The sequence below is a fragment of the Nocardia sp. NPDC041819 genome, from assembly GCF_055590505.1.
In genome coordinates this window covers 42,037-61,813 of sequence record NZ_JBVJAP010000014.1, presented here as the reverse complement: position 1 = coordinate 61,813, position 19,777 = coordinate 42,037, and the positions used below count along the sequence as shown (strand labels likewise).

Genomic DNA, 19,777 nt, shown 5'->3' with positions numbered 1-19,777 from the left:
GTCGGTCCTTGTCTCCAGCTGAATCCGCAACAGGAAAGTTGCCGCTACCAGCCTAATGGGCCGACGCGAGCCGTTATCGCCGTGGTCCGGGCGGCCGGGTCGCGAGGCAGCGGTGTGCGCAGGTCGGCGGTCGGTAGGTGCCGTCGGTGCGCCGAACTGTGGCGTTGCTCTCCTCAGGCTGAAGGCCTCGCGGCCGACGCCGCCGCGACAGCGGTCGCGTCGTCGCTTCCGAACCGGGACGCCCGTGTCAACGAGTGTCGCTGTCGATCTGCACAGACCCGCTGCCGGGGTTGATCACCCGGAGCGTGACCGACTTGTTCTGGCCGCCGTAGGTCACGCTGGCCACGTTGACGTCCACCGAACCGTCCGCATTGGTACCGGTACCCCCACCGGCCGTGTCGACGGTGTTGAAGCCGGTGACCCGGTTCTGCGTCCAGTAGTCCTCGAAGGCTTGCTGGCTCCCGTAGACCTGCTGGGCAGCCGGGGTCAGCTGCTTCCAGGCAGCGGAGAGACTCAGGTAGGTGAGGTTGTTGTAGAAGTTCACCACCAGATCGATGGACTGCCGCGAGTCGGCCTTGCCGACGCTCTTCGTCTCCCCCACGGGGACGGCGGCCGAGGTCGTGTTGCCGCCGGGGCGTGTGGAGGCGACCACCGACGAGGTACCGCCCTGCGAGGCGTTGGTGTTCGAGCCCGACGAGCTCAGCATGTTCACCATGATGGCTCCGGCCACCACGACCGCGCCGATCAGCGCACCGATCAGCACCGCGCGCCGTTTCCCTCCCGAGCCCTGCCTCGGTGTCGGGCGCGGCTGCGCCATGGTGCGGGGATGGGCCGCGGTGTCCGGGTGGACGGGCGGCGGGGGCGTGGGACGGGGACGCGGCTGGCGCTCGGTCGGCGTGTAGGGCGCGGAGGCCATCGCCGAGGGCCGCAGCGCGCGGGTCGCCGATTCCGGCTCGCCCGCCCTCGGCCGGGTGAAGGCTTCGCTGGCGGGCACGAACCCGGCGGCCACCGGCGCGGGACCGGCGTCGGCGAACGCGGCGAGGTGGTCGCGCGCGGCCCGCATGCTCGGGCGCTCGCGTGGCTCGGGGCTCAGCAGGTCGAGCAGGAAATCCGTGGCGGGCCCGGCGTTGCGCGGTTCGCTCAGCTGACCGTTGGCGGCGGCGTAGAGCACCGCGAGTGGGTTGGAGCCCGCGCCGTAGGGTGGTTCGCCCTCGAGCGCGTGGAAAAGCGTGGCGCCCAGCGCGAACACATCGGAGGCGGGGCTCGGATCGGAACCGCGGGCGACCTCCGGCGCGAGGTAGGCGGCGGTGCCGCAGATCAATCCGGTCTCGGTGAGCGTGACGTCGCCGGTCGCGCGGGAGATGCCGAAGTCGGTGATCTTCACGGTGCCGTGATCGTCGAGCAGGATGTTGCCCGGTTTCACGTCGCGGTGCACGATGCCCGCCTGGTGCGCGGCGATCAGCGCCGAGGCGACCTGTTCGCCGATCCGCGCGACCTGGGTCAGCGGCAACGTGCCCTGAGCGCCGATCACCGCCGCCAGGCTCTTGGACTTCAGGTACTCCATCACCAGGCAGGGGTCGCCGTCGTGCTCGGTGATGTCGAACACCACGATCGCGTTCGGATGCTGGAAGCGGGCGGCGTTGCGGGCCTCCCGGATAGCGCGCTGGCGCACCACGACGCGCTCGGCCTCGGGCAGGCTCGGCTGGATGTGGATCTGCTTGACGGCAACGGAGCGCTGAAGGCGTTCGTCGACAGCACGCCAGACCACGCCCGTGCCGCCGCTACCAATCCGCTCGACCAGGCGGTAATGCTCCGCGATCAACTGACCGGTATCGATGGCGCCTACTCCGAACCTTCTCGAAATCGTGACATCCCGCATATTGATTACTCACGCGGTCCGGGGATGAGTGTAGCGGGCGCCGGAACACTCGTACGCGCCAGCCGGACCTTTCCGCGGCCCCGAATCGCCCGGCACGGACTATCCGCGAGCGCGCAGCATCCGGCCCGCGGCGTCCACCGCGGGCGCCGAACTGCTCGCGTCGCTGATGAACACGGCAAATGCCAGGTCGCCGTCGATGCCGACGAACCAGCCGTGCGCGTGGGTGTCATCGATGTACTCCGCGGTACCGGTCTTGCCGAGCAGCCCGGGGAGGTCGCGCAATTGCGTCGCGGTGCCGTCTGTGATCGTCTCGCGCATCATTGCTTTCAGCTGGTCGTCGACCTGCGGTGGCAGTGCGTCCGCCGTCCGGTCGGGGGTGCCGGGCTTGCCCGCGACGAGGGTGGGCGCGGGCACGGCGCCGCGGGCGATGGACGCGGCGAGCAGGGCCATGCCGAACGGTGACGCTGTCACCTGCCCTTGACCGATCGCCGATTCCACCCGCAGCGCGGAGGTCTCCGCCGCGGGAACTTTTCCGGTGACTGTGGTCAGGCCCGGTGTGACGTAGTCGATGCCGAGGCCGAGCTGTGCGGCGGCTTTCGTCAGGGCATCGGCGGGCAACTGCGCGCCGAGCGCGCCCATCGTGGTGTTGCAGGACCGGGCGAACGCGGTGTGCAGCGGAACCGAGCCGAGATCGAAGTTGTTGTCGTTGGGGATGCGGCGGCCCTCGATGTTCGCCGTACCGGGGCAGGGCAGCACGGTGTCGGGTGTCACGGCACCCGCCTGCAGCGCGGCGGAGACGGTGACCGTCTTGAACGTCGATCCCGGCGGGTAGAGCCCGGTGAGCGCGATCGGGCCCTGCGCGTCGGCGGCGGCGTTCTGCGCGATCGCGACGACCGCACCGGTCGAGGGCCGCAGGGCGACGATCGCGGCGGGCTGGGCGACCGGGGCCAGCGCCGCCTCGGCCGCGCGCTGCAGGCCGGGATCGAGCGTGGTCGCGATGTCGGCGGTGGGCCTCGGGTCCGTCCCGGCGACGCGCTGTGTGCCCTGCGGGGTCTGGGCGCGCACGGCCCACCCGGCGTTCGCGTCGGCGGACTCCTGCCACAACTCGGCCAGTCCGGACAGCGTCGGGGCGGCCAGCGCCTTGTCGGTCGCCAGCAGCCGGGTCTGCGGCGCGAGGGTGACGCCCGGCAGTGCGGTCAGGCGCTCCTGGATCGGGGCCAGGTCCGTCTCGCGCAGGGTGATCGCGGTGATCGGCTTGCCTTGCGCCGCGGCCAGTTCCGTTTGCAGCGACTGCGCGCTGAGGCCGGGCGAGAGCGGGCCGAGCAGCTCCGCGACCGCGGCGAGGTCGGTGCCGGGGGTCAAATTCACCAGTGTGACGATTTGCTCGGTCATCAGTTCGCCGCCCACGGCATCGAGGATGCGCGCCGGTTCCGGGTAGACCCTGCTGTAGCTCAACGGCCCGCCGGCCAGGCCCGGGGCGACCGTGGCGGGATCCCACTTCACCCGCCACCCCCTCCCGTCGTCGTGCGCGGTGCCGCTGGTGGTGTAGGTCCACTCGGACTTGCCGTCCCCGCCCAGTTTCCAGGTGGCGGCCAGCGTGAAACTCTCATCGTCGACCGAGCGGACCTCGTAGCGCACGTCCTTGCCGAGCCCCTCGTAGAGCGCGCCGAGGGTGTCGGAGGCCTGGGCCGGGTTGTCGGTGAGCGCGGCCGCCGCGGCGACGTCGTCCTGGTTCAGCGCCTCGGCGAACTGCCCCGCCACGGTATCGGGTTGATCCGGTCCGGACGAGCAGGCGGCGAGCACGAGCATCGGTGCGGCGAACAGGACGAGGGACTTCCGGTTGGTACGCACGCCGACGACCCTATCGGGCCGGGCGCGATGCCGGGCGGGGCTCGATGTCAGTCGCGCGACCACCTGGCCTCCGCCAGGGCGGCGGCGTCGTCGTCGGTGAGGTCGATGTCGAACACCTCGGCGAGGATCTTGGGGAGTTCGGCGGGTTCCAGTTCCCGCGTGTCGCTCGTGCCGTCGGGATACTCGGTGACGAACGTGGTGCCGTCCAGCACGTGGTGCGCGTCCGGATGGAAGCGCTGCACATACGGCCGGGTGGTGAACGGGGAACGCGGTGAGGTCGACACGAAGTGGTTGCCGACGGCGTAGTCGATGCGGTACTGCGGATTCAACGTGAAGCTGTGCCGGTCGATCCATCCGTCGCGGCCGTATTGGTGCAGCACCCACAGCTCGGAATCCAGCTCACCGCGTGTGCGCTCCAGCCGGAACTTCCACTCCCCCGCCGCGAATTCGCCGGTCTCCGAGGACAATTCGAACGGCGCGAGCGGTCCGGCGCCGAAGCCCACGTCGCACAGCCAGACCCGGTCGTCGTCGGTGGTCGTTACGCGCAGCAACGCGTGGGTGGCGGGCCGCAACCCGGCGCCCGCGCCCATGCTCACCCGCCCGCTCAGCCCGGTGACGCCGAAACCGAGTCGTTCCAGCGCGGCCGCGAACAGTCCGACGTTCTCGTAGCAGTAGCCGCCGCGGCGGCGGCGCACGATCTTGTCCTGCAAGGTCGCCAGGTCGAGGGGAATCGACCGGCCCAGGATGATCTCCAGGTTCTCGAACGGGACGGCGGTGGTGTGCGCCCGCACCAGGTCGTGCAGCGTCCGGACGGTGGCGGCGCGCTCGCCGTCGAAACCGATCCGGGCCAGGTAGGCGTCCAGATCGAGATCCGCTCCGTTCCAATGGTAGGCCGGGTCGGTCGGCTTGCTCATCGCGTCCTCGCTTCGTCGTTCGGTCTTCTCGATCAACCGCGCGGGACGACGATCGTGTTCCCGGCGCCTCACGCCGCGCACTTCGCGCCCGCGGGTGCGGGCGGGGCGGTGACGACGCCGTGCGCGACGTCGACGAGGTAGTCGCGGTCCGGGCCGTCGACCGGTTCCGTGCCGAGCAGCAGACGCTCGACGACGCAGCCGCCTTCGAAGAAGGCCGGGCCGACGCTGTGGTCGCCCGGCGCCACCCGCCCGTTCAGGTCGCGCCCGGTGACGACGGTGTACATGGAGGTGGGCTTGCCCGCGGCGGCCAGCCCCGCGCGCATCTCGGCACTCGTGGCGTAGGGCACCACGTCGTCGGCGGTGCCATGGACGAGAAACGCGCGCCGTACGTCCATCCGGGCCGCCAGCAGGGCGGGTGAGCGTTCGGCGTAGGCGAGCGGGCAAGCGGCGGGCGGGCAGCCACCCGCGTCGCGCTCGATCTGCGCGGGCAGTGCCGGGTCCACGGCCACCGCACCCAGCCACATCGTGAAATCGTCGGCAGGGCCGTAGTTGTCGACCCAGTAGTCGAACATCCCGCGCGGACCGTGCGCCGCCGCGAGACCGCTGGTGATGCCGCCCTGACTCCAGCCCCACAGCACCGTGCGAGTGATCGAGCCGTGGACCTGGCGGTACCACGCGGTCGCGGCGACGATATCGCGCCAGCCCGCCCACAGATTCCACTCTCCGGTGCGCCACCGGCTGTCGGCGGAGCGTAGATCCATCGACAGGATCGGAGTCGCGGTGCGCCGCGCGATCGACTCGAGGTAACCGGCGAAATCCGCCGACGACCCGTCGTGCCCGTGCACCGCGACCACGAGCGCCTGCGCGGTCACGTCCCCCTCGGCGCACCGGTAGGGCTCGTACACCCGCCCGGTCGCCTCCTCACCGTCCACGGTCAGCGAGACCGGACGCGCCGTCACACCCGTCGCACAAGCCGGATCCGCCGAGACACGCGGCGCGGCAGCGATTGTCGTCACGAGCACGCCGGCCAGCGCGCAGCAGAGAAGCAGTACCGGATGGGCCCGTCGCATCCTCGGATGATGTCACGCCGTCAGCGGCGTCGCGGCGTCCCGGCGCAGGCGCGCAAGGACGAGCAGCCCGCCCCCGGCCGCGGCGAGACCCACCACCGCGCCGAACGCGGCCACTCCGGCGCCCAACCCGTGAGCGTCCGCGAGGAACCCGGCGGTCAGCGGCAGCACCGCGGCGGGAAGATAGCCTCCGACGTTCTGGGCGGCGTTCGCCTCGGCCAGCCGCCCGCCCGGCACGCTCGCACTGATCGCCGTCAGGCCCCCGAACTGGCCGAGCCCTTGACCGGCCCCGGCGAGCACCGCCGACGTCACGAACCAGGCAAGCGAGGTCGCGGCGAGCGACAGCACCAGCGCGACCATGCTCGTCACGGTCGCGACCGCACCGCCGAGCAGAACGGCGCGCACGCCGAAGCGCCGCGCGGCGAACTGAACTCCGGTCGCGGCCAGGAACATCGTGAACGCCACCGCACCGGCGAGCACCCGGTCGGCGGCGCCCAGCAGATGCGTCAGCACCGATGGTCCCAGCGACAGGACGAACGACGTCGCGGTGATCCCCGGTCCGAACACCGCGATCCCGAGCAGCACAGCGGTCCGGCCCTCCCGCGCGACCGAAGGGATCCGGATCCACGGCCCGCGCCCGCCGGAACCCGCAGGCAACGGCAGCCGGACCGTCACCGCGAAAGCCGTGGCCAGCACGGCGATCTCGACCACGAAGACCGTCACCGTGGGGCCGGGCAGCGCTTCGGACAGGATGCCCGCCAGCAATGGCCCGCTCCCGGCCCCGAGCACCATCGCCGTGGAGGCCGCCAGCGCGGCGACGCGCCTGCGGTCGGGCCCGCCCACGTCCGTGACCGCCGCCATGCCCGCGGAGACGGCCGCGCCGACCGCCACACCGGTGAGCATCCGTGCCAGTGCCAGCAGCACGACCGACTGCGCGATCGCGAACAGCGCGCAGGCCGCCATCGCCGCCGCCACCGCGGGCAGCAGGACCGGCTTGCGCCCCACCCGGTCCGACACCACGCCCGCGACCAGCAGCGCTCCCAGCAATCCGACGATGTAGCAGGCGAACACCGCGGTCAGCGTCCCGGAGGAGAAACCGATCGTCCGCTGCCACACCACATACAGCGGCGTCGGCGCGTTCGACAGCACGAACACCGCGAACACCGGCCAGGCCGCATGCCACACCGAAGAGCCGCTCGTTCGGCGCACTTCCGCGCGGGGCCGCGTCACCGTCGATCCCATCACCACTCCTTGGTTCGAATTTTCTCGTACTGATACGACAATACTCGAACCACGCCCGTAGTACGATAGAAGTCGTACTACAGAGCCGAGAGCGAGGAGACGCGATGCCAGCGGCCACCGACGACACCGCCGTGCTGCCCGAGCCGGATCACGCCGATCTGCGGCTCGACCACGTCCTGGCCGCATTGAGCGACCCACTGCGCCTGGCCATGGTCCGCAAGCTCTTGCTGGACTCTCCCGAGGACGACCGGCCCTGCTCCTGGTTCGGCATCGATCGGCCCAAATCCACCCTGACGCATCATTTCCGGGTGCTGCGCGAGGCGGGCGTCACCCGGCAGCGGCGCTACGGACTGGAGCGCCGCAGCCAGGTGCGCGTCGCCGATCTCGAAGCGCGCTTCCCTGGCTTGCTCGACCTGGTCCGCGCCTGGGAACCCGAGGGCTGATTCCGATTTTTGGGGGCAGGACCCAGCAGCGCGGCCCTGTTACGGTCCGGGTATTCATTCCGAGTCCGGATGGCACGGGTCCGCGCGTTCGGACGTCTTCTCATGGAGTCCGCCATGACCTTCGCACCCCGCCGTCTCCCCGACGCGACCCCGATCAGCACGGCCGAGACCGCCGCGACGTGGCGAGCGCAATTGCTGGCCGACCGGAACCGGCTGCGCGGCGGGAGTTTCCGTGACGCCGCCGTCGCCCTGTGCGCGCTGGTCGCCGTGGCCGACGCGGCGACCGCCGCTACCGGCCGCGCCACCGTCGGCGAGCTGGTCACGGCCGATCCGGTTCTGCGCAATTTCCCGGTCGACGACTTGCGCGCCCTGTTCGAGGACAACTGCAATCGGCTGGCGAACGATCCGATCCGCGGCTGCGCGCACGTGCTGCGGCAGATCGCCGAAGCGGGCGGCAAACCCGCCGAGGCGGACGCGGTGATCCGCACCGGCATCCTGATCGGCAGGGACGCCGGCGCCTGCGGCCCGGAAGCGACCGAGGCAGTGCGCGACGCCTGCCGGGCGCTGCGCCTGGCCCCGGAGCGCTTCGGCCTCTGAGCCACGGCGCGGACGTTACGATTCGCCTATGCGTTCGATTGATGCCGCGCAGCGGCGCGCTCGGCTGGCGGTGCGGCACCGGTTGGCGATGCCGGAGCGCACCGGGCAGGTCGCGGAGATCGCCCGCTCGATGGTCGCGCTGCACGCGACCGATCCGGCGACCGTGTACCTCTCCGTCGCGGCCCGTGCCGACGGGCTCACACCCTCCGACGTCGAACAGGCGCTCTACGAGGATCGTTCGCTGCTGCGAATGCTCGCCATGCGGCGCACCATGTTCGTCGTGCCGGTGGAATCGGTTCCGATTCTCCAGGCTTCGTGCGCGGACGCCCTGGCGCACAAGCAGCGGCGCACCTACGGCAAATACCTGACGCAGGCGGGCATCGGGGACGGCGATACGGCCGGCTGGTGGGCCGAGGTCGAAGCCGAGACGCACAAAGCGTTGCTGGCCCGCGGCGCGGCGACCGGCGCGCAGCTGAGCAAGGACGTCCCGCGGCTGCGCACCCAGGTGAACACCGCACCGGACAAGGCGTATTCGAAGCCGACGAACATCACCACCTGGGTACTGGTAACGCTCGGCTGCGAGGGCCGCATCGTGCGCGGCAGGCCGAACGGCGGCTGGACCAGCAGCCAGTACACCTGGGCGCCGATCGAATCGTGGCTGCCGGACGGCGTTCCCGCTCTTCCCGCCGCCGAGGCCAGGGTGGAACTGGTCCGTCGCTGGTTGCGCGCCTTCGGTCCCGCACCGGTATCCGACGTCAAGTGGTGGACCGGGTGGACGCTCGGCGAAGTGCGCGCGGCGCTGGGCGCCCTGGATCTGGTCGAGGTCGACCTGGACGGCGTGACCGGCGTGCTCCTGGCCGACGACGTGGACCCGGTCGCCGCGCCGGAGCCGTGGGCGGCGCTGCTGCCCGCCCTCGATCCGACCCCGATGGGCTGGCAGGCGCGGGAGTGGTACCTCGGCCCGCACGCACCGCGGGTGTTCGACAGCAACGGCAACATCGGACCCACGGTCTGGTGGGACGGACGCGTCGTCGGCGGCTGGGCGCAGCGCAAGGACGGCGAGATCGTCTACCGCCTGCTCGAAGACGTGGGCGCGGACGCCGAAACGCTGATCGCCGCGCAAGCGCAACGCGTCGCCGACTGGTTCGGCGAGGTCCGCGCCATCCCACGGTTCCGGACACCGCTGGAACGCGAGCTCACCGCCTGAGCGAACGGCACCGGATAGCTCGGACGGCATGGCGATTCGCGGATTCGCCCGAAGCGACCGAGCCGGGTTGTTCGCGAACCCGCCCACCGCTGCTCGGTCGATACCGGCCCGCCCCTGTCCGGCGCCTACATGTCCAGCCCGAGGTCGAGCACCCGGACGGAGTGGGTGAGCGCGCCGACCGCGAGGTAGTCGACACCGGTGCGGGCGTAGTCGGCGGCGACGTCCAGGCTCAGGCCGCCGGAGGACTCCAGTTTCGTCTGCGGGGACGCGGTGTTGCGGCGCTGGACGGCCGCCTGGGTCTGCCAGAGCGGGAAGTTGTCCAGCAGCACGAGTTCCACGTTCTCGGCGAGCACGGCGTCGAGTTGTTCGAGGCTGTCGACCTCGACCTCGCAGGCGATGTCGGGGGCGGCGGCGCGGACCGCGCGCAGCGCCTCGACCACCGAACCGGCGGCGACCACGTGGTTGTCCTTGATCAGCGCGGCGTCGCCGAGGCCCATGCGGTGGTTGACGCCGCCGCCGACCCGCACGGCGTACTTCTGCAGCCCGCGCAGTCCGGGCAGCGTTTTGCGGCTGTCGCGGATGCGGCAGCGGGTGCCGGCCACGGCGTCCACCCAGGCGGCCGTCGCCGTCGCGATGCCGGACAGATGACACACCAGGTTGAGCATGGTGCGCTCGGCGGTCAGCAGCTTGCGCGTCGGCGCGATCACCGTCAGCACGGGCTGTCCCGGCGACACCCGGGTACCGTCGGCGACGCGATCGGTGATCTCGTACTCGCCCGCGCCGATCACCTCGTCGAGTGCCAGTACACCGGCGTCGAGCCCGGCCACGGTCCCCGGTTCGCGCGACACCACCGACGCCTTGATCACCGCGTCCGCGGGCACGGTGGCCATGGTCGTGACGTCCGGGCCGTAGCGCAGGTCCTCGTCCAGCGCGGCGCGGATGAGGCGCAGCACCTCGTCGCGGTCCAGGGCGGCATCCAGAGCCATCGAAGTGTTCCTCTCTCGCCGAGCGGTGCGGTGGACAGCTCGCGGCATGTCCGGCTCGGCGCGTGTGGTCAGGGAAGTGATGCGTACTCGGGCACGCCGTCGCCGTTCAGCCGGATCGGGAGGCTGCGGCGGAGTTCGTCCACGGCGTCCGGGTGGTCCGACCGGGTGTGACAGCCGCGGCTCTCGGTGCGGGCGAGCGCGGCCAGCAGCAGGGTGCGTGCCGCGAGGGTGAGCGCGGCGTCCTCTATTCCGGCGATCGGGTGTGCGGCGGCGGTGTGCGGGTCGCGGCGGACGGCCACGTCGTCGAGCCGCTTGAGCGCTTCGGCGAGGCCCGCGCGATCGCGGACCACCGAGGCGTGCGTGGTCATCAGGCCCTGCACCACCGCACGGTCGGCGAACTCGGCCGTGCGAGTGGAGATCTCGCTCACCCCAGCCCGCTCACCGAGCCGCTCGGCGGCGGCGGCCCCGGCGCGCTCGCCGACCACCAGTCCCTCCAGCAGGCTGTTGGACGCCAACCGGTTCGCCCCGTGCAAACCGGTGCGCGCGACCTCACCGGCCGCGTACAGGCCGGGAACTCCGGTACGGCCGTGGGTGTCGGTGACGACTCCCCCGCACTGGTAGTGCGCGGCGGGCGCGACCGGGATGAGGTCCGTGCGCGGATCGATGCCCGTCGCCAGGCACGAGGCGGTGATCGTCGGAAATCGTCGCGCGAAACCGTCTATCGAGCGCGCGTCGAGGTAGACGTGCTCGGTGCCGAGAGCTCGCATGCGCGCGGCGATGGCACGGGAGACGACATCGCGGGGAGCCAGGTCGCCGCGCGGATGCACCCCCGCGGTCACCGAATCGCCTTCGGTGTCGACCAGTGCCGCGCCCTCGCCGCGCACCGCTTCACTGATCAGCGGCCTGCGTCCCAGGCCGCCCGGGGTGTAGAGCACGGTCGGGTGGAACTGCACGAACTCCAGATCGGCGACGGCGGCACCGGCCCACAGCCCGAGCGCGATGCCGTCCGCGGTGGCGCCCGGCGGATTGGTGCTCAGCGCGTACAACTGACCGAGGCCGCCGGTCGCCAGCAGCACGGCGGGCGCGTGGACGACACCGAAGCCCTTCTCCGACACCGCGACCACACCTCGCACACCGTTCGGCCCGGTGACGATCTCACCGACCGCCGCGCCGAACAGCACCGGCAGGCCGGCCTCGTTCAGCGCGCGCTGCACCTCCGCGCCGGTGGCGTCGCCGCCCGCATGGATGATCCGGCGGGTGCTGTGGCCCCCCTCGCGGGTTCGCGAGATCTGGCCGTCGCGGCCGAGGTCGAACACCGCGCCCAGGTCGGTCAGCGCGGCCACCGCGGCCTGCCCGCCCTCGACGATGGAACGCACGGCGTCCACCTCGCACAATCCGGCGCCCGCCTCCACGGTGTCGTACACGTGCGATTCGACCGAGTCACCGTGCGGCGCCACGACGGCGATGCCGCCTTGGGCGTACTGGGTGGACGTATCGGTCGGGCCACCCTTACTGAGCGTGAGCACCCGCAGGCCACGCAGCGAGGCGGTGCGCGCCGCGGTCAGTCCCGCGACGCCGCCGCCGATCACGACCAGATCGGCCTCGGCCTCCCAGTCGATCGAAACCCGGGTTGTCATCGGCCCGCGCCTCTCTGTCTCCCGATCCGCGAACGTTCCCCCGCGCTGACACGATGGTCAGCGCCGTGGCCACCGTGTTCCGCCGGAGAACGACCCACCGCCCTACGGGCAGCGGTCGGACTCATTCACCGCCGCCGGGATTGCCGATCGCGATCATCCGCTGCACCGAATTGCGTCCCAGCGCGGCGGTTTCGGGATCGACGTGCACCTCGTCACGGCCTTCGACCAGGCAGCGCAGCAGCGCCGCCGGGGTGATCATCTTCATGTACTTGCACGACGCCCGGTCGTTCACGGCCTGGAAGTCGATGCCGGGGGCGGCCTTGCGCAGCTGGTGCAGCATGCCGACCTCGGTGGCCACCAGCACCTGACTCGACTTCGCCGCCTTGGCCGCGTCGATCATGCCTCCGGTGGACAGGATGTGCACCCGATCGGCCGGGAACGCGCCCTCGCCCGCCAGGTACAGCGCCGAGGTGGCGCACCCGCATTCGGGGTGCACGAACAGTTCCGCGTCCGGATGGGTGCGCGCCTGCTCGGTCAGCTCGTCGCCGTTGATGCCCGCGTGCACGTGGCACTCACCGGCCCAGATGTGCATGTTCGCGCGGCCGGTGACCCGCTTGACGTGCGCGCCGAGGAACTGGTCCGGCAGGAACAGCACCTCGCGGTCCGGGTCGATCGAGGCGACCACGTCCACCGCGTTGGACGAGGTGCAGCAGATGTCGGTGAGCGCCTTCACCTCGGCCGTGGTGTTGACGTAGGACACGACCATCGCGTTCGGGTGCTCGGCCTTCCACGCGCGCAGTTCGTCGGCCGTGATGGAATCGGCGAGCGAACATCCGGCGCGCTGGTCCGGGATGAGCACGGTCTTGGCCGGGCTGAGAATCTTGGCGGTCTCGGCCATGAAGTGCACGCCGCAGAACACGATGGTGTCCTCGGGCGCCTCGGCCGCGATCCGTGACAGCGCCAGCGAATCGCCGACGTGGTCGGCCACGTCCTGGATCTCCGGCAGCTGGTAGTTGTGCGCCAGGATCGTCGCGTTGCGCTCTCGAGCCAATCGCTTGACTTCCTGCGCCCACTCCGGCGTTGCCTCGACACCCGCGAACCCGGAGGGCCCGTCGAACACCTGCCCCATCAGCGGGGGCGCCAGTTTCGCACCCGTCGTCGCCATGGATGGCTCCCTTCCTCGTGCGGTCGGCCGCGCGCCGATTCGCACCAAACCAGGTTTTCGACTTACAATCGAAAACGTGGCCCATAGTAGCACCATCCACGAATCGCTCACCGCGGTGTTCCAGGTTCGCCGCTTCCCCAGCGGCATCGCCGCAGGTCACCACCCCGTGGACCGCGCGCAGAGCATGTTGCGGCGTTGCCCGCCCGATCAGCGGACCGAACTCGCGGTGTTGCTGTGGGAACGGGCGCTCGACCCGCAGAAGGGCACCTGGTCGCTGCCCGGCGGCCGCCTGCGCGACGACGAGGATCTCGACACCTCCGCCCGCCGCCAGCTCGCCGAGAAGGTCGACGTGCGCGAGCTGAGCCATCTGGAACAGCTCTCGGTGTTCAGCGCCCCCGACCGAGTGCCGAGCCCGCGCCGCATCGCCTCGGCCTACCTCGGCCTCGTTCCGCTGACCGCCGACCCCCACCTGCCCTCGGACACCGCCTGGCACCCCGTCTCGGCGCTGCCGGACATGTCCTTCGACCACCGCACGGTGGTCGACCACGCCCGCACCCGCCTGGCGGCGAAACTGTCCTACACCAACATCGCCTTCGCCCTCGCGCCGGACCGGTTCACGATGTCGACCTTGCGTGAAATCTACTGCGCGGCCCTCGGATACGACGTCGACACGACAAACCTCCAACGAGTCCTCTCCCGCCGCGGGGTGATCACCCCCACCGGAGCCACCGCGGCCCCCGGCCGCGCGGGCGGACGCCCCGCCGCGGTCTACCGCTTCACCGACTCGGGCTTGCGCGTCACCGACGAATTCGCGGCACTGCGCCCACCCGGCCCGTCCTGATCAACGGCGGCCGCCGTGACGGGCGCTTTCCACGCTCGCGCGCCTTTCGTGAACGACCCTGTCGTACTGCCGGCATATGCGGAAAGGGGCTCGGGTCAATGGTCGGTGGCCGCTTTCCGGTGCTTGTCCTGGCGGCGATACTGCCGCTTGCTCCGCACCGGGCGCGCGGCGTTGCTGCGGCGCAAGGCATCTCGCCGTCGCCAAGCCGCTAGATCCGCGCGCTCCTTCGCGCCAGGAGGCGTCTCGGCCACCGCTTCCTGTGCTCGATTCATCGCCCGCCTCCTCTCGACATCCGGGCGCCCACCCTATCCGCGCTATCGGCCTCACCTCCATTCATTTTCTCCGCGGAACAGGTCCCCACGGCGACTCCCCCGACCATGGCCCGGATACGCCGACCAGGCGGAGGCCTCGCTCGCGATTTCCGGCGCCGTCTGTGCGCCGTGGCCCCAGCATCACGGCTCGGGACAGCCGATTCGGCCGGAATCGCTGGAGCGAGCGCGTCGGCCGCCCCCAAGGCCGGATCCGGCGCGGTCACGCGACGGGACCGGCGAAGGCCGCTTGTGTCGGTTAGCTCACAAACCGAGGTCCGTGGTGTCGCGCGGTGCCGATTCGTGGCAGTGTTGACCTCTGAGACCGGGTTATCGAAGTGATTCGCTCGGCTCACCTACAGAAAAGAATGAAGTAAAGCAATGGCTCAAGGCAGTGTGAAGTGGTTTAACAGCGAAAAAGGCTTCGGCTTCATCGCGCAGGACGGCGGCGGCGCCGACGTCTTCGTTCATTACTCCGCCGTGTCCGGCTCGGGATTCAAGTCCCTTGAAGAGGGACAGCGCGTGGAGTTCGAGATCGGCCAAGGACAGAAGGGCCCGCAGGCTCAGGACGTCCGCGCGATCTGATCGACGTGGCTAGGTAAGAGCCCCGCGCCTCTAGAGGTGCGGGGCTTTTGCATGTGGTGGCGCGAGTTCCAGTTCGGCCACCACGACCAGCCCCTCTTCCGATCGTGCGGTCTCCAGCGTGAACCGTGCGGAGCGGCCACGGACGACGAGGGAGGCGATCGAATTCCCGAAATGCGGGCCGCTGATCTTCTGCCATCGGACCGGATCGGGTGATATTCCACGCCGATCCGCGAGCCACCGCAGCGCCGACGCGATCGGCGCCGCCCACGACAGCGCGAACGCCGGATGGAACATCTCGGGCGGTTCGTTGTGCACCGGCGAGCACACCAGTTGCAGCACTTGCGATTTCGTCGGCCGCGCGTACGTGGCGCGTGCGACGTAGCTGTGGTGCACGTCCCCGGACAGCACGCAGATCGTGCCCGGCGCGCCCGGCGCGTCGCCCAGCCGATGGATCAGCCGGGCCAACCGTTCGAAAGACGCGCGGAACGCGGGCCAGTGCTCCAGATCCGCTGCCTGCCTGACCTTCTCGCCGAGCCGGCCGCGCCATCCCGGCAGATCCGCCGCGCGCTCGTTGAGCGATTGGAAGTGGCTCAGCGCGGGCGGCATCAGCCACGGCAGCGATGATCCGATCAACAGGTGGTCGAAGTCGCCCGCGGCGTTCCGCTCGATCCAGTCGAACTCCTCCGGCCCGACCATCAGCCGCTGCCCGTCGAGGATCCGGCCATTACGGGTGTCGATCACCAGCAGCCGGACCCGGCCGAAGTCGCGGTAGTAGCTCCAGCGGGCGGGTTTGCGGCCGTCGACCTCCTTGTCGGCCTGCTCAGCGAAATCCTCCAGCAGCTCCCGCACGTCCGTCCCCGCCGCGGTGACCTGGCGGTAGAGCGGGTCCTGCGCCAGCTCGTCGGGGCCGAGGTTGCCGAGGTGCTGGTACACCCAGTAGGACGCGAGCCCGGCGCGGATGCGCTCGCGCCACCACGGCTTCGCCGCCATCTGCTTGCGCCATGCGCGTGAGGTGTTCCAGTCGTCGCGGACATCGTGGTCGTCGAAGATCATCGACGTCGGCACGGTCGACATCAGCCAGCGGATCTCCGGGTCCGCCCACGACTCGTGGTACAGCTCGGCGTATTCGCAAAACGACACGACCTCGCCGCGGGGCTCCTGCCCGTCGCGCCGCTGGGCGAGCCACTCCCGCATCCGCGGCGTCGGCTCGTCGGCGTAGACCTGGTCGCCGAGGAGTAGCAGTGCGTCCGGCCATTCCCGCTCGGGCGAGCCCATCATGCGCCGGGCGTAGGCGTCCAGCGCGTCCACCCCCAGCTTGTCGGCCTCCAGCACGCCCGGCGCGGCCTTGGCCGCCCGGCACGACCCGAACAGGATCTTCTCGACGGTCCGCGTGCGAATCCGGCAGGGCGGCATATCGGATCCCGGTTCCGGCCACACCGCCACTCCATCGAGCCGCACCTGGTAGGGAATCGACGCACCGGGCTCCAGTCCGTCGATCGCGACCAGCGCGAAATGCTGCTCCCCCACCTGAAACGTGCGGGCGAGCCTTCCCAGGACATCCACCTCACACGCGTCATCGGTTTCCACCCAGACGGTCGCCGAAGTCGAGTCGACATGCCGCAACACCGGCCCCAAAACCAAATCCGCCATACCCCACGCTACGTCCCTGATCCTCGCCGGGAAATCGAGATCAACGGCGCATGGCCGCGGCATCCGCCGAGAACCGGTCAGGCGGTTTTCATCTGCGGGTCGGGGGGCGGGGCTTCGGTCCGCCGAGTCATCCGGGATGCGGCCCAGAAGACCAGTTCCACCAACCAGAACAGCAGGAGGAACACCGTCACCACGGTGACGGGCACCGCCAGGAAGAGCACCGAGGGAACGGCGACGACGATGAACCGGGCGACGTCGGCCGGGCCGGCGCCACGCAACCCGTGGGCCGCGCGGACGGCCGCCCACATCATCCAGCGGCGCGGCAGCGATACGCCGAGTTCGTGCAGGCTCCGGCGGAAGATGCCGTCGGCGTCGGCGACGCTCACCGTGTCCGAACCGAGCAGGTAGTCGTGCAGGATCGCGGCGCGGGTGTAGCTGCCGTAGCGCGGGATCAGCCAGACCAGCGCGCGCGGCACCGAGGCGAAATCGGTACGGAAACCGGCGGGAACCACGAATTCCTCGGTCGCGCCGCGATAGACGAAGGGTTCGGCCACCCGCCAGAACTTGGCGTCGAGCTCTTCGACGACCGGTCCGCCACCGACAAAGGTCACGTCCTGTTCCTTCCGCGCACGCTTCGTTCCCACACCCACGGTGGGCTCGGAAGCCTTCCGTCGCCGCGGCTGCCCGCCGGGCGACGCGTCAGTACCGCGGACGGTATTCGGGTACCGAATACCCTTCCGCGGCAGGCTCGTAGCCACGATAGGGCAGCTGCGCCCCACTCGCAGCGTCACCGTAGGGCGGGAGGGAGCCGAAGGCTTCCTCCTCGTCGCGGGCGGCGCGGCGTCCGCTGCCGAGATCCTCGGACGTACTGAGCGCGGCGAGGAACAGCATGACGAACGACGCGATCAGCGGCTGCACGATGAACGCGAGCGCACTGCCCAGTTCGATGGGCAACGTGACGATCTGCCCGACCGGCGGGTCGTGCGGGCGCGGATGCAGCCATTCGGCGACCTGCTCCCCCACCCGTGCCATCACCACCGCGCCGAGGCCGGAACCGACCAGCAAGCCCAGTTGCAGCAGCGGCCCGCGCGCCGAGCGCCACCGCCACACGGCGAGCGCGCAGAGCAGACCGAGCACCGCGCCCGCGAGCACGAACAACGCCAGGGCGTCGAATTGATGCGCGCTCTCACCGGTCAGCGCGACCCCGCGGCCCGGCTCGACAACCAGCAGCCGCTCGGTCGGCGCCAGCAGGCCCCATCCGGCACCGGCCAGCGCGCTCACCGCCACCACGGCGACGGCGATCACCGTCGCCGCGCGCGCCTCACCCCGCAACGGCGACGCCACTAGCGGCGTTCCAGTTCGGCCGAGTCGGTGACGCCGTGCCGGGAGCACTTGGCCCACCAGCCGTCCGGGCTCACCTGCACGATCATGCGGCGACCGCACTGCTCGCAGAAGCGCGGCGGTTCCAGGCCCAGTGCGGCGGCGGCCGGGATCGCGTCGTCGAGACCCGGCACGATTCGCTTGCCGGTGAACGGGTTGTAGCGCTCGTCCATATTCATGACAGTACCCATGCTCGCCTGCCTCATCGTCGCAACCGAGCCGGGTCAGAGTGTTTCGTTGAGCGCCTTGATCGGCATCTTCAGCTCGCCGAGCAGATCCAGATCCTGTTCGGCCGGGCGACCGAGGGTGGTCAGGTAGTTGCCGACGATGACGGCGTTGATGCCGCCCAGGATGCCCTGCTTGGCGCCGAGATCGCCCAGGGTGATCTCGCGGCCGCCCGCGAAGCGCAGCATGGTGCGCGGCAGCGCCAGCCGGAACGCGGCGACGGCGCGCAGCGCGTCGGAGGCGGGCAGCACCTCGAGGTCGCCGAACGGGGTACCCGGACGCGGGTTGAGGAAGTTCAGCGGCACCTCGTCGGGCTCGAGCTCGGCCAGGTTCGCGGCGAACTCGGCGCGCTGCTCCAGCGTCTCGCCCATGCCGAGGATGCCGCCGCTACAGACCTCCATGCCCGCCGCACGAACCATGCGCAGGGTGTCCCAGCGCTCCTCCCAGCTGTGCGTGGTGACCACGTTCGGGAAGTAGGAGCGGGAGGTCTCCAGGTTGTGGTTGTAGCGGTGCACGCCCATCGCGGCCAGTTGGTCGACCTGCTCCTGGGTGAGCATGCCCAGCGAGCAGGCGACCTGGATGTCGACCTCGTTGCGGATCGCCTCGACGCCTGCGGCCACCTGGGCCATCAGCCGCTCGTCCGGGCCGCGCACGGCGGCCACGATGCAGAACTCGGTGGCGCCGGTCTTCGCGGTCTGCTTGGCGGCCTCGACCAGGCTCGGGATGTCCAGCCACGCGGCGCGCACCGGCGACTGGAACAGCCCCGACTGCGAGCAGAAGTGGCAGTCCTCGGGGCAGCCGCCGGTCTTGAGGCTGATGATGCCCTCGACCTCCACTTCGGGACCGCACCACTTCATACGCACCTCGTGGGCCAGGGCGAGCAACTCCTCCAGCCGGTCGTCACCCAGACGCAGCACCTCGAGGGTCTGCTCCTGGTTCAGCCCTTCCCCGCGTTCGAGCACCTGCTCGCGGGCGATCGACAGAATGGGCGACGTCCCGACCTGCGTCGGTCCTGGCGCAATCGGCGACGTCCCGACCTGCGTCGGTCCTGGCGCAGCGGTGTCTACGGGTGCCTGGGTCACTGCAACGCATCCCTTCGTTCGGCCGAGGTGGCCGTGCAACTTGAACGGTGTTCAGGCTAGGGTAGCGGTAGGAGTGAGTCAAAGCACGACGGGAAGGGCATCGAGTGCAGCTGCACCGGGCGGACGTGGTCGACGGCGCCATCGCGATTCTGGACCGATACGGCCTGGCCGACCTGACCATGCGCAGGCTGGCCGGTTCCCTCCAGGTCCAGCCGGGCGCGTTGTACTGGCACTTCCCCAACAAGCAGGCGCTGCTCGGCGCGGTCGCGGACAAGATCCTCGCGCCCATGGAGGACCCGATCCAGGCCGAGGAATGGGCCGGGCAGATCACCGAATTGGCCCACCGGATGCGCGACTGCCTGCTGGCCTATCGCGACGGCGCCGAATTGGTCTCGGCGACGTACGCTTCCCGGCTCACCACGAGCAAGGGACGAGAACGACTGGTGAGCGCCACGATTCGCGCGGGCATGCCGCGCCAGGAGGCCGAACTCACGGCGTTCACGCTGCTCTACTACGTCCTCGGCGAGACCGTGGACGAGCAGTCGAGGATGCAGATGGACTCGGCGGGCGCCCTGCCCGACGGCGCGTCGCCGCTGGAGGAAACCACGGACGCCACAGCCCGTTTCGACTTCGGTCTGCAACTGTTCGTGGCGGGCGTGCGGCACCTGCTCGGCACCCGCGTCCGCTGAGGCGGGCGCGGCTCGCGGGTTCGCGTCCG

Annotated in this window: 20 protein-coding genes; 6 read left to right on the top strand and 14 right to left on the bottom strand. The window is 70.6% G+C overall.

Annotation, left to right across the window (positions count from 1 at the left end; all coding sequences use genetic code 11):
- Nucleotides 1-247 precede the first annotated feature (247 nt).
- The 5 genes from ACZ6DL_RS30120 to ACZ6DL_RS30100 all read right to left on the bottom strand — a co-directional run bounded on the left by ACZ6DL_RS30120 (nt 248) and on the right by ACZ6DL_RS30100 (nt 6,953).
- Nucleotides 248-1,879 (bottom strand): protein kinase domain-containing protein, encoded by a 1,632-nt coding sequence (locus ACZ6DL_RS30120; protein ID WP_466056175.1) that lies wholly within the window; start codon nt 1,877-1,879, stop codon nt 248-250.
- 99 nt (nt 1,880-1,978) lie between these two features.
- The gene (locus ACZ6DL_RS30115) at nt 1,979-3,688 is read right to left on the bottom strand and encodes a penicillin-binding transpeptidase domain-containing protein (RefSeq protein WP_466056346.1); all 1,710 of its coding nucleotides are present in this window, start codon (nt 3,686-3,688) and stop codon (nt 1,979-1,981) included.
- An 89-nt stretch (nt 3,689-3,777) separates the two neighbouring features.
- Nucleotides 3,778-4,644, bottom strand: a complete 867-nt coding sequence (locus ACZ6DL_RS30110) for an arylamine N-acetyltransferase family protein (RefSeq protein ID WP_466056173.1) — start codon at nt 4,642-4,644, stop codon at nt 3,778-3,780.
- A 68-nt stretch (nt 4,645-4,712) separates the two neighbouring features.
- The gene (locus tag ACZ6DL_RS30105; RefSeq protein WP_466056171.1) at nt 4,713-5,714 is read right to left on the bottom strand and encodes an alpha/beta hydrolase family protein; all 1,002 of its coding nucleotides are present in this window, start codon (nt 5,712-5,714) and stop codon (nt 4,713-4,715) included.
- 12 nt (nt 5,715-5,726) lie between these two features.
- Nucleotides 5,727-6,953, bottom strand: coding sequence for an MFS transporter (locus tag ACZ6DL_RS30100; RefSeq protein WP_466056170.1), 1,227 nt, complete (start codon nt 6,951-6,953; stop codon nt 5,727-5,729).
- Nucleotides 6,954-7,057: 104 nt separating this feature from the next.
- Here ACZ6DL_RS30100 and ACZ6DL_RS30095 point away from each other — a divergent pair, with 104 nt between their 5' ends.
- The 3 genes from ACZ6DL_RS30095 to ACZ6DL_RS30085 all read left to right on the top strand — a co-directional run bounded on the left by ACZ6DL_RS30095 (nt 7,058) and on the right by ACZ6DL_RS30085 (nt 9,200).
- On the top strand, nt 7,058-7,396 hold the full coding sequence (locus tag ACZ6DL_RS30095) for an ArsR/SmtB family transcription factor (protein WP_466056168.1): 339 nt from the start codon (nt 7,058-7,060) through the stop codon (nt 7,394-7,396).
- Between the two features lie 114 nt (nt 7,397-7,510).
- Entirely contained in the window at nt 7,511-7,993 is a 483-nt protein-coding gene (locus ACZ6DL_RS30090; RefSeq protein WP_466056166.1) for a TerB family tellurite resistance protein, read from the top strand.
- 28 nt (nt 7,994-8,021) lie between these two features.
- Entirely contained in the window at nt 8,022-9,200 is a 1,179-nt protein-coding gene (locus ACZ6DL_RS30085) for a winged helix DNA-binding domain-containing protein (RefSeq protein WP_466056164.1), read from the top strand.
- A 125-nt stretch (nt 9,201-9,325) separates the two neighbouring features.
- On the opposite strand, the gene nadC is transcribed toward ACZ6DL_RS30085, so the two are convergent.
- The 3 genes from nadC to nadA all read right to left on the bottom strand — a co-directional run bounded on the left by nadC (nt 9,326) and on the right by nadA (nt 12,988).
- On the bottom strand, nt 9,326-10,186 hold the full coding sequence (gene nadC, locus ACZ6DL_RS30080; protein WP_466056163.1) for a carboxylating nicotinate-nucleotide diphosphorylase: 861 nt from the start codon (nt 10,184-10,186) through the stop codon (nt 9,326-9,328).
- Nucleotides 10,187-10,254: 68 nt separating this feature from the next.
- On the bottom strand, nt 10,255-11,823 hold the full coding sequence (locus ACZ6DL_RS30075) for an L-aspartate oxidase (RefSeq protein WP_466056161.1): 1,569 nt from the start codon (nt 11,821-11,823) through the stop codon (nt 10,255-10,257).
- Between the two features lie 121 nt (nt 11,824-11,944).
- The gene (gene nadA, locus ACZ6DL_RS30070; protein ID WP_062970919.1) at nt 11,945-12,988 is read right to left on the bottom strand and encodes a quinolinate synthase NadA; all 1,044 of its coding nucleotides are present in this window, start codon (nt 12,986-12,988) and stop codon (nt 11,945-11,947) included.
- A gap of 76 nt (nt 12,989-13,064) precedes the next feature.
- On the opposite strand from nadA, the gene ACZ6DL_RS30065 reads away from it, so the two are divergent.
- On the top strand, nt 13,065-13,829 hold the full coding sequence (locus ACZ6DL_RS30065; protein WP_466056158.1) for an NUDIX hydrolase: 765 nt from the start codon (nt 13,065-13,067) through the stop codon (nt 13,827-13,829).
- Between the two features lie 95 nt (nt 13,830-13,924).
- Here ACZ6DL_RS30065 and ACZ6DL_RS30060 read toward each other — a convergent pair whose 3' ends face one another.
- Nucleotides 13,925-14,101, bottom strand: coding sequence for a hypothetical protein (locus ACZ6DL_RS30060; RefSeq protein ID WP_466056156.1), 177 nt, complete (start codon nt 14,099-14,101; stop codon nt 13,925-13,927).
- Nucleotides 14,102-14,518: 417 nt separating this feature from the next.
- Between ACZ6DL_RS30060 and ACZ6DL_RS30055 the strand changes: the two genes are divergently transcribed.
- Nucleotides 14,519-14,722, top strand: coding sequence for a cold-shock protein (locus ACZ6DL_RS30055; protein WP_040741190.1), 204 nt, complete (start codon nt 14,519-14,521; stop codon nt 14,720-14,722).
- Between the two features lie 30 nt (nt 14,723-14,752).
- Here the strand turns inward: ACZ6DL_RS30055 and ACZ6DL_RS30050 are convergent, their stop codons facing one another.
- The 5 genes from ACZ6DL_RS30050 to bioB all read right to left on the bottom strand — a co-directional run bounded on the left by ACZ6DL_RS30050 (nt 14,753) and on the right by bioB (nt 18,999).
- The gene (locus ACZ6DL_RS30050; protein WP_466056155.1) at nt 14,753-16,372 is read right to left on the bottom strand and encodes an alkaline phosphatase D family protein; all 1,620 of its coding nucleotides are present in this window, start codon (nt 16,370-16,372) and stop codon (nt 14,753-14,755) included.
- A 77-nt stretch (nt 16,373-16,449) separates the two neighbouring features.
- Complete coding sequence (locus ACZ6DL_RS30045) at nt 16,450-16,983, bottom strand: DUF1353 domain-containing protein (RefSeq protein ID WP_466056153.1); 534 nt, start codon at nt 16,981-16,983, stop codon at nt 16,450-16,452.
- Nucleotides 16,984-17,071: 88 nt separating this feature from the next.
- Nucleotides 17,072-17,716, bottom strand: coding sequence for a DUF2567 domain-containing protein (locus ACZ6DL_RS30040; protein ID WP_466056151.1), 645 nt, complete (start codon nt 17,714-17,716; stop codon nt 17,072-17,074).
- Complete coding sequence (gene bsaP, locus ACZ6DL_RS30035; RefSeq protein WP_062970925.1) at nt 17,716-17,943, bottom strand: biotin synthase auxiliary protein BsaP; 228 nt, start codon at nt 17,941-17,943, stop codon at nt 17,716-17,718. The genes ACZ6DL_RS30040 and bsaP overlap by 1 nt, the downstream gene beginning before the upstream one ends.
- A gap of 33 nt (nt 17,944-17,976) precedes the next feature.
- The gene (gene bioB / locus ACZ6DL_RS30030) at nt 17,977-18,999 is read right to left on the bottom strand and encodes a biotin synthase BioB (protein ID WP_466056344.1); all 1,023 of its coding nucleotides are present in this window, start codon (nt 18,997-18,999) and stop codon (nt 17,977-17,979) included.
- Nucleotides 19,000-19,163: 164 nt separating this feature from the next.
- Here bioB and ACZ6DL_RS30025 point away from each other — a divergent pair, with 164 nt between their 5' ends.
- Complete coding sequence (locus ACZ6DL_RS30025; protein WP_357041585.1) at nt 19,164-19,748, top strand: TetR/AcrR family transcriptional regulator C-terminal domain-containing protein; 585 nt, start codon at nt 19,164-19,166, stop codon at nt 19,746-19,748.
- The last annotated feature ends 29 nt before the right edge of the window (nt 19,749-19,777 follow it).